Annotated in this window: 14 protein-coding genes; 4 read left to right on the top strand and 10 right to left on the bottom strand. The window is 64.0% G+C overall.

All coding sequences use genetic code 11. The features are described from left to right. Nucleotides 1-198 precede the first annotated feature (198 nt). Genes FGF80_RS01505 through FGF80_RS01485 form a run of 6 tightly spaced genes read right to left on the bottom strand, consistent with a single transcriptional unit; the run spans nucleotide 199 to nucleotide 3924 of the window. Nucleotides 199-654: a phage tail protein gene (locus FGF80_RS01505; RefSeq protein WP_006187156.1), complete on the bottom strand. Its 456-nt coding sequence runs from the start codon at nucleotides 652-654 to the stop codon at nucleotides 199-201. 48 nt (nucleotides 655-702) lie between these two features. Next, entirely contained in the window at nucleotides 703-960 is a 258-nt protein-coding gene (locus tag FGF80_RS19475) for a DUF6760 family protein (RefSeq protein ID WP_169316577.1), read from the bottom strand. Beyond that, the gene (locus FGF80_RS01495; RefSeq protein WP_138651831.1) at nucleotides 957-1517 is read right to left on the bottom strand and encodes a hypothetical protein; all 561 of its coding nucleotides are present in this window, start codon (nucleotides 1515-1517) and stop codon (nucleotides 957-959) included. The genes FGF80_RS19475 and FGF80_RS01495 overlap by 4 nt, the downstream gene beginning before the upstream one ends. Continuing rightward, nucleotides 1514-1678, bottom strand: a complete 165-nt coding sequence (locus FGF80_RS18960) for a hypothetical protein (RefSeq protein ID WP_175416964.1) — start codon at nucleotides 1676-1678, stop codon at nucleotides 1514-1516. The genes FGF80_RS01495 and FGF80_RS18960 overlap by 4 nt, the downstream gene beginning before the upstream one ends. Next, nucleotides 1675-2133 (bottom strand): phage tail protein, encoded by a 459-nt coding sequence (locus FGF80_RS01490; protein ID WP_138651829.1) that lies wholly within the window; start codon nucleotides 2131-2133, stop codon nucleotides 1675-1677. The genes FGF80_RS18960 and FGF80_RS01490 overlap by 4 nt, the downstream gene beginning before the upstream one ends. Before the next feature lie 54 nt (nucleotides 2134-2187). Further along, complete coding sequence (locus FGF80_RS01485) at nucleotides 2188-3924, bottom strand: phage tail sheath subtilisin-like domain-containing protein (protein ID WP_138651827.1); 1737 nt, start codon at nucleotides 3922-3924, stop codon at nucleotides 2188-2190. Between the two features lie 329 nt (nucleotides 3925-4253). Here FGF80_RS01485 and FGF80_RS01480 point away from each other — a divergent pair, with 329 nt between their 5' ends. After that, nucleotides 4254-5495: a hypothetical protein gene (locus FGF80_RS01480; protein ID WP_006185241.1), complete on the top strand. Its 1242-nt coding sequence runs from the start codon at nucleotides 4254-4256 to the stop codon at nucleotides 5493-5495. 61 nt (nucleotides 5496-5556) lie between these two features. Here the strand turns inward: FGF80_RS01480 and FGF80_RS01475 are convergent, their stop codons facing one another. The 4 genes from FGF80_RS01475 to lipA form a co-directional block, all read right to left on the bottom strand. Then, nucleotides 5557-7200, bottom strand: a complete 1644-nt coding sequence (locus FGF80_RS01475; protein WP_138651825.1) for a 2-oxo acid dehydrogenase subunit E2 — start codon at nucleotides 7198-7200, stop codon at nucleotides 5557-5559. A 1-nt stretch (nucleotide 7201) separates the two neighbouring features. Further along, on the bottom strand, nucleotides 7202-8191 hold the full coding sequence (locus tag FGF80_RS01470; protein ID WP_049908022.1) for an alpha-ketoacid dehydrogenase subunit beta: 990 nt from the start codon (nucleotides 8189-8191) through the stop codon (nucleotides 7202-7204). A 4-nt stretch (nucleotides 8192-8195) separates the two neighbouring features. Beyond that, nucleotides 8196-9302, bottom strand: a complete 1107-nt coding sequence (gene pdhA / locus FGF80_RS01465) for a pyruvate dehydrogenase (acetyl-transferring) E1 component subunit alpha (protein WP_006185238.1) — start codon at nucleotides 9300-9302, stop codon at nucleotides 8196-8198. A 253-nt stretch (nucleotides 9303-9555) separates the two neighbouring features. Beyond that, on the bottom strand, nucleotides 9556-10524 hold the full coding sequence (gene lipA / locus FGF80_RS01460; protein WP_006185237.1) for a lipoyl synthase: 969 nt from the start codon (nucleotides 10522-10524) through the stop codon (nucleotides 9556-9558). Nucleotides 10525-10674: 150 nt separating this feature from the next. Between lipA and FGF80_RS01455 the strand changes: the two genes are divergently transcribed. From FGF80_RS01455 to FGF80_RS01445, 3 genes are all read left to right on the top strand, one after another. After that, entirely contained in the window at nucleotides 10675-11190 is a 516-nt protein-coding gene (locus FGF80_RS01455) for a PH domain-containing protein (RefSeq protein WP_006185236.1), read from the top strand. A gap of 111 nt (nucleotides 11191-11301) precedes the next feature. Then, the gene (locus FGF80_RS01450; protein ID WP_138651823.1) at nucleotides 11302-11892 is read left to right on the top strand and encodes a hypothetical protein; all 591 of its coding nucleotides are present in this window, start codon (nucleotides 11302-11304) and stop codon (nucleotides 11890-11892) included. Between the two features lie 50 nt (nucleotides 11893-11942). Next, nucleotides 11943-14309: a DEAD/DEAH box helicase gene (locus FGF80_RS01445; protein ID WP_138651821.1), complete on the top strand. Its 2367-nt coding sequence runs from the start codon at nucleotides 11943-11945 to the stop codon at nucleotides 14307-14309. Nucleotides 14310-14328: the final 19 nt, after the last annotated feature.

Here is a 14328-nt window from a genome sequence, read left to right as displayed (position 1 = left end):
TCCTATTAAAACGTAAGGGTAGTCGTGGGAAACGAGAGCCGGGAGCCGAGAGCAGTACCGACCGGTCGTCGCTCGAAATCGATCGGGCGACATCCGGGTGGTCGCTACGAGCACGTGATACAGCGGTTTGATCCGTGCGGATCGCTCACCGAATGTCGGGTTCGATCCACGGTTACCGCCCGCTCGTGGTCGCGAAGGTCATTCCGGCATTCCCGACATCTTCGAGAACTGCTCGTATGCCAACTCGATGGATTCGATCGCCATTCCGCGTTCGTTGCTCGCCAGATCCGGGCCCGACCATTTCGTCGGATACGCGTTCGCGAACTCCCATCCCCACTGACTCTGCCCTTGAAACCCGTCTTTCACTTTGACGACGATGTTCTTTCGAGAGATCGTCCCGCTCATGACCGTCTGGATCCAGTCCCAGAAAGCCGTATTCGTCGTCAATCCCCGTTGGAGGACGAGGTTCGCGTGCGCGAACTGGCCGGGTAACTGGTGCACGTGATCGTTGACGCCGCCCTCGCGGTACTGGACGGTTTCTAACTCCATCGTTATCCCGGCGACCTCGGTGAACCCGGCGACTGTTTCGCCGTCTACCTCGACCTCGAAGTTGTACTGTGCGTAGGGATCGTCTTCCGTTGTGTATGGTGCCATCGTCTCAATACTGCGGTTATAACGGCATCTGAGGGTCAGATGCCGCGGTTACTCGGAATCCGGCGGATTTCGGAGTACGATACCACCGCCGGCATCGTCACGCCCCCGGTCGCGACCGCGGCGCCGGCCACGGGACCGATCGGACTGCGAGTCGTTCATTCGATCGTTGATCCCGCTGATCTCCGTACACCAGCGCTGCCGTTCCCAGTGAGGCATGTTCAACACCTCGTCGTGGCTCCATCCGAAATGGTAGGCCACGAACGCGACCTCCTCGTAGAGGCGGTCCGGTTCGTACAGCCGGACTATTCCGCTGGATTTCCCGGGTCGGACTCCTCACTTTCGGGCGATTCCGCGCCTGTCGTCCGCATGTCGGCGGCCTCGAACCCGGGCGATTCGGCCGCCCCGACCCCGCCGAGGTCACCCCCAGTACTGACGGGACCGGTATCGACGCCGGCGGACTCCATACCGCCGGCCGCTCCGTCGGTCGTCACGTGAGACCCGTTTTCCGCGTTGATTTCGAACGGCTCACCGCACTCGGGACAGGCCGTCTCGACGGCGTTTATTCCCTGGTTGTTGATCCGTTCGTACAACGCCTGCAGGTACTCGAGGTCCGTAACGAACAACTCCTCGATGACGCTCGCATCGATCGTCTCGAGGTCGCCGAGTTCGGTGACGACCCGCGAAAGCAAGACGATGGTCAGATACGAGGAGTTCGATTGGACGCGAGGGTTTTGCAGCGGCTTGATCTCGTCGGCTGCCGTGGCGAGTCGCATTCGCCCCTCCTTGTGGAGCGTTCCCTCGTCATCGACGTAGCCCTGTGGAAGGGTGAACTCGAACTCGGTCTGGAGCGTGCCACCGGTCATTGTCGATGGCCTCCGCTGTCACAAGCGACGACGACGCGGTCGGCGAACGGGGCGGCAGCACCGGTGTGAAGGACGCCCTCGTCGTCGACGCGCCAGTTATCGTCGAACCGATGACGGGGAACGGTGAACGCCTCCGGAGACGAATCCGACAGTCGTGTCATACGTTCTTCCGTTCCATCTCGTCGAAGGTGACGACGTACTCCTCGGTAGCGAGGTTGCCCTGACCGCCGCCGCCGTGGGAGTTGAGCGTCGGCGGGCGGTACTCCTTGATCCACGCCTTCGTGAACTCGAAGCGAAGCACCGAGTCGCCGACCTCGTTCATGATGATGACGGCGATGTTCTTCCGACCGCCGTCGTCCATCTTCCCCTGGTCGACGGATTTGCGCCAGTTGTAGAGCTCTTCGTTTTTCTCGTTTGCACCACGAACGAGGATGAGGTCGTCGTACTGTGTATCCCCCCAGAGCTTTCGATTGTGCGTTGGATCGTTTCCTTCGCGGTATTCGACTTGCTCGGTTCGCATCGCTGGCAGTTCGATCTCGACGAATCCGGGAATGCCGACGCCGTCGAGTTCGACTTTGAATTCGGTTTGTCTGAGTGGTCCGTGTGAGTCTGGCATTATCGTAGTGATTGCGTAAAGATTGGTTGATCGTCAGATACGGTGTAGGCGGCGTTATTCGCCGGTGTCCTGGCTGATTCTGAAGACGACGAACTCGGCCGGTTTGACCGGTGCGACACCGATCTCGACGATGAGTCGTCCGTTGTCGATGTCGTCCTGCGTCATCGTCTCCTCACCGCACTTGACGTAGAACGCCTCGTCGGCGGTGCTCCCCTGGAGACCGCCGTCCCGCCACACCGTCGTCAGGAAGTTCTCAGCCGACTGGCGTACGCGGGCCCACAGATCCTCGTCGTTCGGTTCGAAAACCGCCCACTGGGTCCCTTCGTCGATCGACTGTTCGATGTAGAGGAACAGTCGTCGCACGTTCACGTACTTCCAGGACGGATCGCTGGAGGTGGTCCGTGCGCCCCACAGTCGGATACCCCGACCCTGGAAGCTTCGGATACAGTTGACTCCCTTCGGGTTGAGGACGTCCTGTTCGCCCTTCGTGATGTTGTGCTGGACGCCGAGAATGCCGCGCACGACTTCGTTCGCCGGTGCCTTGTGAACACCGTGTTCCGCGTCGCTTCGAGCGAAGATACCGGTGATATGGCCGCCCGGCGGCACGAGCTTCTTCCGGTTGGTGAACGGATCCTTCGTCTCGATCCACGGATAGTAGTAGGCGGCGTACGAGGAGTCGACGGGCGTCTCGATATCCGAAATCGATCCCGCGTTCTGCGGTGCCTGCAGGATCGCGAACCGCTCACCCATGTTCTCACAGTGGGCGACGAGTGATTCGGTCAGCCCCTCGATATCGTTGTGGTCGGGGACACACATCAGGGAGACGCCGTCGAGTTCCCTGAATGCCGCAAGGCCCGTTCGCATCCCGGGCTTGTTGATTCCCTCGTAATCGCTGAGGGAGACGTCCTCGCTCCGGGGCTTCGACGACAGGTCCGAGACGACATCGACCTCGACTTCCTTCTCGCCGGACTGGACCTTTTCGAGGTCCTCCAGAAGGTCCTCTCGAGACTGCGTGGCGTCGATATCGAACGGTTTGGCGATTCCCTGCAGTTCGCTGTACTCCCGGTCGTCGAGCTCCTCCGGAACGTAGGCGGCGGTCTCGGATTCGGCGTCGAGTTGAATCAGGCCGCCGTCGGAGTACTCGTCGGGGACCTCGCGCGACAGCCAGGAGAGCCCCTCGGCGGGTCGTCCGGCATCCAGCTGTTCGAGATCCACGAGGACGGACCCCGGAATCTGTTTCTCGTAGAACTGGCTGGATTCGGGATCCGCCGACATGTCCTCGTAGACTTCTTCGATGTCGGGAGCCGGGTCGGGTTGATCGGACGCCGGCTTGCTGACCTCCTCGATATCGCACGACCAGTATCGCAGCGTCAGTTTGAAATACTCGTTCTCTCCCTCCTCGTAGAGCGGCCCGTCCTCGACGATGGCGGCGATGGAGCATCCCCACGCGCCCGGTCCGGTTGCCTCGACGGAGATGACGTCGGTTCGATCCTCGTCGACGAGGGTCGTCGTCGCGACATCAGTCGGCTCGGCGGCTGTGACGCGACCGACGTAACAGCGGCTTCCGCCGTTTTTGAAGAATCCGTCCACGGCAACGTCCAGATCAGAGGACTGCGGACTCGAGCCAAACGTTCGTTTGAATTCGGAAAAACTCGTTACGAGCTTCGGTTCGACGGGACCCCGTTCCGTTTCACCGAGGAAGCCGGCAGTGCTAGTGCTGACTCCTTCGACGGATTTGGTTCCGCTGTCGACCTCTTCGACGTATACGCCTGGTGATAGGTATTCTGGCATTTATTTCGCTCCTCCAGTTGCCCGGGTAGCAGTCCTGTATTTACAATCAGATAGTATAAAACTTATCCATCGGATAACTCCGTGATCGGAGACGACGCAAAATATTATTCGATTTTCTAGATTGGTACTGTCATATAGAAATCTAAATTGCCGGGTTTTATGCCCTTCATAACGTCGAAATAGTGTAATTCCGCATGAGGAAAACGAGCCGAATTCGGGCCACGATTAGCAGCCGATCGCAGTCTCACCGACGCTCACTCGGTACCCGACCTCGCTAAATAGACATAATTAAATGGAATACCGGCGCAATAAACAACACTCACTACGCCATGGCCCAGGATCCGGACCACAGCGACGGGGAGAGGGGCGGTCTATCGCAGTTCCGGAAGAATCGGTTCTTCAGCGGAAAGCTGATGACGCCCCGCGATATGGAATCGGACCAAGAGTACCACGCCGAGCGACTGCATACGCTCGCCAGGTTCGTGGTCGGCAGCGGGATCGTCCACGGACTCGCGGTACGAACAATCAATGAAACCGACGACGGGCTCGAGGTGACGATCGAACCGGGGTTAGCACTGGACGGACGCGGTCGGCCGATCGTCGTCGAGCAGGTGACGACGAAATCGCTGCCTCGTCCGTCGTCGGAGGAGATTTCGCTCTCGATTCAGTACGACGAAGTCTCGATGGAAACCGTTCCCGTCCCGAACACGGACGATGCCGTCGACGCGGAATCGACATCGAACCGTATCGTCGAGGTCTTCGAGCTCGCGTATCAAGAGGCGACCGATGATGGGAGTCGGTTCCGCGACGTCGACGTTCCGTCCGTCGAAACGGATACGGACGCGGAGACGGTACGAGAACGGCTTCTGCAACGGTATCACGACGAGCATCGGTCGTCGATCCCGTCCGACGCGGACACGGCGGTGTTCCTCGGCTCCTTCGAACGGACGCCCGACGGTGTCTGGACGGAAGTGGACGATTCGGCCCCGCGGGAGTTCGTCTACGATCACGAGTTGCTCTTCGAGGCGATCATCGATCACATTACGGACACCGATAATCCACACCGGACGCCGATCGAACGGGAACCACCCGATATCCCGGACGATATCGGGGCAATCACCGATCGACTCGACGCCCTCGAGACGGAACTGGGCGGGCTCAAGCGGGACCAGACGGCGCTGACCCGGTATATCATGCGCAAGACGCTCAAGGACCGGGCGCGGTTCTTCGACGCGTTGGCCGGTCGGATCGAACAACAGACGAGCGAAGGGGGACGACTCGCTCGCGAGATCGCGGCGATCTCGCGTGCTGACGGCGAGCGCATCTGTGAAAACGAGGAGGCCTACCGGCACCACTTGCAACAGGTCCTCGAGCATCTCATCGCACTCGGCGACGATCTCGAGGGTGCGACGACCGAAGGGAGCCTCGAGCGGTACCTCGAGTCCGTCTCCGAACTCCAGGCGGCTCTCGAAGCCGACGACTCCGTCCTCGAGTTGGCCGAAGCTCAAGACCGGGTGTGTGAGGCGGCGGACTCGCTCGAAGTACTCGTCGAGATCGTCCCGGACGAATAGCGTCGATCGGCGAGACCCTCACGGTCCCCGCGAAGGGACCGTCGGGCGCGTGGTCCTCGCGTTACTCGAGCAGGAGGAGGCTCGGGTTCTCGAGGTATTCCATGACCGTGTTCGTGAACTGTGCGCCGACGGCACCGTCGATGAGGCGGTGGTCGAACGACAGCGACAGGGTCATCACCGAACGGGGTTCGATCGATTCGGCCCCGGTCTCGTCGGTGACGACGCGGGGCTTGCGCTTGATCTCGCCGACTGCGAGGATTCCCGCTTCGGGATAGTTGAGAATCGGCGTGGCGTACTCGCCGCCGATACCGCCGATGTTGGTGATCGTAAACGTCGACCCGCGAAGTTCGTCGGGCCCGATCGTTCGATCACGGGCTTTTTGCACGAGTTCGTTCATCTCCGAGGAGAGTTGGAGAAGCCCCTTCCGGTCGGCGTCGTCGACGACCGGCACCATCAGCCCGACGTCGGTCGCGGTCGCGACCCCGATGTTGTAATAATCGCGGTAGACGATCTCCTCGTTTTCCTCGTCGATGACCGCGTTCATCTCGGGGTGTTCTTTTAGCGCCGCGATGACGGCTTTCATGATGAACGGCATGTAGGTCAGCCGAATCCCGCGCTCCTCGGCGCGCGGTTTGAGATCCGACCGGGCCGCGACGAGTTCGGTGACGTCGACCTCGTCGTGGTGGGTGACGTGCGGGGCACTGTACTTCGACTCGACCATCGCATCGGCGATCCGTTTGCGGACGCCCCGGAACGACTCGCGGCGTTCGCGTTCGCCCTCGGCAAAGCCGGCACCCGTCGTTCCGACCGGCTCGCCGGCGGCGACCGCCTCGGCATCGGCTTCCTGCGCCTGGCGCTGGCGGTCGGCGTACTCCCGGACCGCTTCGGGGGTGACGAACGCCTCGCCGTCGCGCTCCTCCGTCGCCGGAACGGCGTCGATGTCGACGTCCTCCTCCGCGGCGAGCCGACGGGTCGCGGGTGCGGCGAGGGTCGTGTCGCGGTCCGCCGACTCGGTCCGTGCCGGCGTCTCCGAGTGCTGGGGGCTCGAGGCCGCGGTCGCCCGGTCCGTGGACGCTCCCGCGGCGGTATCGGCACTTGCACTCGCGTCGCTCGAGTCAGCCGGTCCGGATGTCGCCCCGCCGGACGCCGACGCGGGCGTCCGTGACTGGTCCTGCGCCGGGTCGTCGACGGCCCCGCCGCCCGTTGCTGCCTGCACGTCGGCCGCAGTGATCCGTCCGCCGGGGCCGCTCCCCTGGATCGTCGAGAGGTCGATCCCCTGCTCACGAGCCATGCGGCGAACGCGCGGGGGCGCGAAGACACGATCGTCGGGCGGTGCGACCGACTCGGTGTCGGCCCCGGTCGCGCCGGGGTCGCCCGTCTCCGCTCGGTCCGGTTCAGTGGGCGCTTCGGCCACGTCGCCCTCGCTCGTGGCGTCGCCGCCCGCTTCCGTCGGACTCGAGTCCTCGCCCTCGACATCGAACGAGATGATCACCGTCCCGACCGGGACGATGTCACCCTCCTCGACGTGTAACTCGCGGACGGTGCCGTCGACCGGTGCGGGGACCTCCACGAGCGCTTTGTCAGTCTCGACCTCCGCAACCGGTTTGTCCTCCGAGACCGCGTCGCCTTCCGCGACCAGCCACGAGACCAGTTCGCCCTCCGCAACTCCTTCGCCGACGTCCGGTAATTCGAACTCCCTGACCATGTTAGAACTCCACCGCGTCTCGAATGCCGTCTTCGATGCGCGCCGGTTCGGGCAGGTAGTAGTCCTCGAGCGCGTACAGCGGGAACGGCGTGTCAAAGCCCGTGATGCGCTCGACCGGCGCTTCCTGATACAGGAGCGCCTCCTCCTGCAGGGTTGCGGCGATTTCCGCCCCCAGTCCGCCCGTCTTCGGGGCTTCGTGGACGACCGCCGCGCGGCCGGTCTTCTCGAAGGATTCCACGATCGTCTCCTCGTCGAGGGGCGACACCGTTCGGAGGTCGACGACCTCGGCGTCGATCCCCTCGTCGGCGAGGCTCTCGGCGGCCTCGAGCGTCGGCCGGGTCATCGCGCCCCAGGTGTAGACCGAGATATCGGTCCCCTCGCGACGGACGGCCGCTTCGCCGATCGGGACCTCGTACGATTCCGTCGGCACCTCTTCGCGGAATGCCCGGTAGATGAGTTTCGGCTCGAGGAAGACCACCGGATCCGGACTGCGGATCGCGCTGGTCAACAGCCCCTTGGTGTCGTATGGAGTCGACGGGATGACGACCTTGAGCCCGGGCTGGTGGGCGAACATCGCTTCGCTCGACTCGGAGTGGTGTTCCGGCGCGCGAATCCCGCCGCCGTAGGGGGCACGGATGACCATCGGACACGTGTACTGCCCGCGCGAGCGCGTCCGCAGGCGCGCCGCGTGCGAAACGATCTGGTCGAAGCCGGGGTAGATGAATCCCAGGAACTGGATCTCGGGAACCGGTCGCATCCCGTAGGCGGCCATCCCGATGGCCGTCCCGATGATCCCCGACTCCGCAAGCGGTGTGTCGACGACCCGGTTGTCCCCGAACTCGTCGTGGAGCCCCTCGGTCGCGCGGAAGACGCCGCCGTTCTTGCCGACGTCCTCCCCCATGACGACGACATCGTCGTCACGTTCCATTTCGGTGTGTAATCCGTCCCGTACCGCCTGTACCAGCGTAAGGTTCTCTGATTCTGCTGCCATGATATCACTCCAAGAGCACGTCGTCGCCGTGCTTCTCGCGAACCGACTCGAAGTACTCGAGTTGTCGTTGTAGCCGTCGAGGCATCCCCTCGTACACGTGCGCGAAGATCTCCTCGGGGTCGGGCCGTTCGACCGACTCCGCGGCGTCGATGGCGTCGGCGACTGCCTCCTCGATCCGCGACTCGATCGTGTCGACTCGCTCGTCGTCGAGGATGCCGGTCGATCGGAGATACGTCTCGAGACGCGGGATGGGGTCCTTCTGCTTCCACCGTTCGACCTCCTCGTCGGTGCGGTAGACCGACGGGTCGTCGGCCGTGGTGTGTGCCCCGAATCGGTACTGGACCGCCTCGATCAGCGTCGGCCGCAGTTCGTCCGCGCCGGGGTTTTTGGCCTTCTCGACGGCTTCCTTGGTGACCTTGTACACAGCGAGCGGGTCCATGCCGTCGACCTGCACGCCCTCGAAGCCGTAGGCGGTGGCCTTCTGGGCCAGCGTGGCGCTGGCCGTCTGGCGCTCGCGGGGGACCGAGATCGCCCACTGGTTGTTATTACAGAAGAAGACGTTCGGCGTGTCGAAGACGCCGGCGAAGTTCAGGCCCTCGTGGAAGTCCCCTTCCGAGGTAGCTCCGTCGCCGAAGTAACAGATGAACGCCTTCTCTTCGTCTCGCAGTTTCGAGGCCCAGGCCGCGCCGGTCGCGTGCGGAATCTGGGTCGCGATAGGAACGGCGACCGAAAACATGTTGACGTCCTCGGGGATGTAGTTGCCTTGCTCGTGGCCCATCCAGTAGAGCAAGGTGCGCTCCAAGGACAGCCCCCGGACCAGCCCGACACCGTGTTCGCGGTAACTGGGGAAGACCCAATCGTCGTCGGCCAGGGCATGGGCACTGCCGATCTGTGCGCCTTCCTGCCCCGATAGTGGCGGATACGTCCCCATCCGCCCCTGTCGCTGGAGGCTGACGGCTCGTTCGTCGAAGCGACGGACGAGTCGCATCTGTTCGTACATCTCGACGAGTTGGTCCTCGGAGAGGTCGGGTACCTCGGCACCCTCTCGGACGCGGCCGGCGTCGTCAAGGATCTGTACTCGTTCCTGCGGATCGCGCTGTAACGTACTCACGGGAAGACCCACCTGTACATACTCAGTGTGAGTATCGCTCAGGGTAAAGGAGTTTCCCAAATAGTTTACTATCAGTGATATTCTTGCCATCCGCTCGAAAACCGTCGTACGACGGCGGACAAGTATGGACAGAGATGAGCCGAACAGCCTATTTGTTTTTATTCGTCCAATCCCACACTCAGTTACCGGCTGAGACTGGACGAACCCACAGTTCGGTCGCACGCGCGACTCGGCGATCACGCGGGCCGGCCGCTCAGGACTCGGTCTGTCGGGGCTCCGTTCGGCGCGCGTCGGCTCTCGCCGCTGCGACGCTCTTGCCCTCCCGCAAAACGGCATCGACGAACAGTTCGCCGGCCTTGTACGACGACCGCACCATCGGACCGCTGGCACAGTACAGGAAGCCTAACTCCTCCTCGGCGACGCGACGCCACGTCTCGTACTTGTCCGGATGGTCGTAGCGCCGGACCTCGAGGTGATCCCGCGAGGGGCGCAGATACTGGCCCAGGGTAACGATGTCGACGCCGCGCTCGCGCAGGTCCGCCAAGGTCTGGTAGACCTCGTGATCGTACTCGCCGTGACCGAGCATGACCGAGGTCTTGGTGTAAATGTCGCTTTCCCGCTCGACCTGCTCGAGCACCGACAGGGACTGCTCGTAGCCCGCACGCCGGTCTCGGACCGGGAACTGCAGGCGCTCGACGGTCTCGACGTTGTGGGCGATCACGTCGGGTTCGGCGTCGATGATCTTCCGGACGAGTTCCGGCTCGCCCTGAAAGTCCGGAATCAGGACCTCGACGAGGATGCCGGGATGACGGGCTTTGATCTCGCGGATCGTCTCGGCGAAGTGGCCCGCGCCCTGATCCGGGAGGTCGTCGCGGTCGACGCTCGTGAGGACGACGTAGTCGAGGCCGATCTCGGCGACGGCATCGGCGACGTTTTCCGGTTCGTCGGGGTCGAGCGCCTCCATGCCGCCCGTCTGGACGTCACAGAAGTTGCAGGCTCGAGAGCAGCGATCACCCATCAACATGAAGGTAGCCGTGCCGCCGCGGCTGTCGTCTCCGTCGGGTCCCGATCGGCCCGACCAGCACTCGCCCAGGTTCGGACAGTTGGCCTCCTCACAGACGGTGTGGAGGTCGTGCTCCCGCAGTGTCTCTCGGATGCCGGCGAACTCCTGCCCCGACGGTGGCCGACTTTTCAGCCAGTCGGGCTTGCGCGCGCGACTCATACCCCATCATGGGGTCGGGCAGTGAAAAACCGTGGTGGTCGCCGAAGCCGCGGCGTTCGCGATTTCGCCGATCAACGCGTTCGATCGTACCGCGATTAATCGCTCCGTTCCCCGATAGCTTTACGGACGGGTGTGGAATAGGCGGGCCCGATGGCCTTCGGCTCGACACCCGACTGGTTCCACATCAGCGACGACGAGGATATCGTCTGGGAGAGCCGTCCACACCCGGTCGCGATGGGGTCGACGCTGCCGGTCGGGGTCGCGCTCGCGCTCGCCGGCTTCCTCGTCATCGGCTGGAGCGGGGCCGACGGCGTCGGCCTCTTGACGATCATCGGCGTCCTCGTGACGGTCACCGGTACGGTGCTCGCGTTCGCCCGCTATCTCGTCTGGACGAACACCCGCTACGTCATCACCTCCGCCGAACTCTACACAAAGCGGGGAATCGTCTCGCGGGACGTCACCCAGTTTCGCCTCGAGCGCGTCCAGAACATCAGCCTGCGCCAGTCCGGACTCGGTCGCCTGCTAGGCTACGGCGATCTAACCGTCTACACCGCCGGCTCGGGGGATCCGGAACTCGTCTTCGAACGCGTCCCCAAGCCCGACCGGGCCAGCAGCCGACTCAGCGACCAACTCGAGACCGTCACGACCGACGGGTCGGCCGTCTAACGGGGACGGGCGGGAGCGTCGACTCACGCCACCCGCTGATCCGGTCCGGGAGCGGCCACATGTGGGGGACCACAAGACCCATTAGACCAACTGACTTCCTGCGAGTATACAATGTCTCCAAAACCGACACCGTCCGACGAGGGACCGATCTCGCGCGGCTCGAGCGTCGCGGCGAGTGCGGGGCTCGGTGTCTTCGCGGCCGCGATCGGCTATCTCGTGACGTACCTGTTAGTCGGGAGTGACGTCCGTGAACTCTTCGGTGAGGACGTCGCCCGGTGGAAGGGCGTCGCGTGGTACTTCTACGAGGCCCACATGGTCGACATCGAGGCCAGTAGTCAGGTCGGCTCGTTCAGCGGCACGCAGGTCCTCGATCTCATCGCCGAATCGGGTGCCGATCTCCTGTACGTCGTTCCGCCGCTCGTGTTGCTCGCGGTCGGCGCGTTGCTGGCCGTGCGGTGGTCCGTTACCGACCTCGGCGATGCCGTCATCGCCGGTGCGCCGGTCACGATCGGCTACGCCGCGGTCATCGGCCTCGGTGCGATCGTCGCCGAATCCACCGCGGAAGCGTCCGTCTTCGGTATCGAGGCCACCAGTTCGATCGCGCCGGCACTCGTCCCCGCGATCGTGCTCGGCGGCGTGTTGTATCCGCTCGTCTTCGCCACCACGGGCGCTGCGATCGCCGCCGTCGTCAACGCACAGTAGCGACGACTCGAAGGAAACGCCTTTGACCCGGCACCCCCCGTTTCCGTGTGATGGAGGTCGCCGAGGTTCTCCCCGAGTTCGCCGACGCGTTTGCCTTCGAGGAGTTCAACCGGATGCAACGCGAGGCACTGCCCGCACTGCTCGAGTCCGAGGAGAACGTGGTCGCGAGCGCGCCCACGGCCTCGGGGAAGACGGCGCTCGCGGAACTGGCGATCTGTAAGGCGCTCGCCGACGGCGGCACGGCGCTGTTTATCGCCCCGATGCGAGCGCTGACCAACGAGAAGGAAGACGACTGGGACCGGTTCGAAGACCTGGACTACTCGGTCTACGTCGTCACCGGCGAGCGCGATCTCAACCCCCGTCGCGCGCGACGCGCGGACATCCTCGTGATGACCCCCGAGAAACTCGACTCGGCGACCCGCAAACACGATTCGCGACGGTACGACTTCGTCACCGACATCGATGTCTGCGTGATCGACGAAGTCCATCTGCTCGACGCCGATCGACGGGGGTCGGTGCTCGAGGTGACCATTTCCCGCCTGCGTCGGCTCTGTGAGCCCCGGATCGTCGCGCTCTCGGCGACGATGCCGAACATCGACGACGTGGCGGCCTGGCTCGATGCGCCCGAGGAGACGACCTTCGAGTTCGGCGAGGAGTACCGGCCGGTCGAACTCAACGCCGGCGTCAAGACCTACACCCACGGCGACAACTCCTTTGCGGACAAGTACCGTCGTCTCTACCGGGCGCTGGACCTCGCGGAGCCACACCTCCGGGAGGACGGACAGGCGCTGGTCTTCGTCTCCTCGCGGCAGGATACCGTCCAGGCCGCCAAGAAGGCTCGAGACGAGATCGCGGAGCGCGACATCCCGATGGGTGCTCGCGGCGACTACGATTTCCATACCGACTCGAAGGACCTCGACGACGCCACGCTCCGTAAGTCGGTGCTCGACGGCGTCGCCTTCCACCACGCGGGGCTCTCGAAGAACGACCGCGACCTCGTCGAGGAGTGGTTCAAGGAGGGCCACATCGAACTACTCTTTTCGACCTCGACGCTCGCCTGGGGCGTCAACCTGCCCGCCCGCTGTGTGGTGATCCGGGACACGAAACATCACGACCCGCTCGAGGGCGAAGTCGATATGAGTCCCCTGGACGTGCTCCAGATGCTCGGCCGCGCCGGCCGCCCGGGGTACGACGACGTCGGCTACGGCTGGGTGATCTCGGATTCGGCCGAGGCCGACAAGTACCGGCGACTGCTCCGCGACGGCAAGGAGATCGAATCGCGACTCGCGGAGAGCCTCGAGACCCATCTCAACGCCGAAATCGCGATGGGAACGATCACCGATCTCGAGGACGTCATGGACTGGCTCGAGACGACCTTTTACTACGTCCGCGGCCAGTCCAGACCCGACGACTACGACTTCCCGAACCTGCGACAGCGGGTTCGGGACTGTCTCGAGGGACTGGTCGAACGCGGGTTCGTCGAGACCGGCGAGGAACTCTCGATCGAGGCCACGCCGCGGGGCGTGTTGACCTCGAAGTACTACCTCCGACTCGATACGGCGGCCCGCTTCGCGGCGCTGTGTGACCGCGTCGGCGGCGATGCCGACGGGGGCGACGAGTTGACGACCGGCGACGTTCTCGAGGCGGTCGCGACCGCCGCCGAGTTCGATTCGGTCTCGGCCCGGCAGGACGAACGCGACGCGATCAGCGCGGTCCTCGTCGGCGAGGACACCGACGACCTCGAAGCCGGCCAGCGGAAGGTGCTCGCGATCCTCCGCAGTGCGGCGAGCGGAACGACGCCGTCGGAACTCCGCAGTGACGCGTGGGTCATCCGCCGCAACGCGACGCGACTGGTCTCGGCGCTCGGAGCCTTCCTCGATCGGTTCGTCGGACCACACGCCGCGAACCTCGCACGCCGGATCGAGGCCCGCATCGAGAACGGCGTCGCCGAGGACGCGGTCGGCCTGACCGCCATCGACGGCGTCGCGTCGGGTCGCGCGAGCAAACTCGCGACGGAAGGACTGTCGACCCCTGGCGATGTCGTCGACGCGGGCGTCGAGGAACTCGTCGATGCCGGCCTCTCCGAAGGCATCGCCGAACGCGTCTACGAGGGAGCCCAGTCGCTGCCCGCGCTCGAGATCGAGTGGGGACAGTTCCCCGAAACCGTCGCGACCGGCGAGAACGACGTCCGTGAAGTGACGGTCCGAAACGTCGGCGAACCCGGCCGCGCCGGCATTCGAGTTACGGTCAACGGCGTCGAGATGACGAGCACGAGCACCTACCTGCGCGACGAGGAGCGCATCCCGGTCGGCGTCTTCGGTGCCGATGCCGACGAACTCGAGTTCACCGTCAGCGTGGCGTTCCCCGAGGTCCCGCTGGTCCCCCACGCCGAGACACGAACGGTCTCGGTCGAGTGAGCCCCGAGCAGCCGTGACC

Source organism: Natrinema pallidum (assembly GCF_005890195.1).
Taxonomy (GTDB): domain Archaea; phylum Halobacteriota; class Halobacteria; order Halobacteriales; family Natrialbaceae; genus Natrinema; species Natrinema pallidum.
The sequence above is the reverse complement of the archived record's forward strand: the minus strand, read 5'-3'. Positions and strand labels throughout refer to the sequence as shown.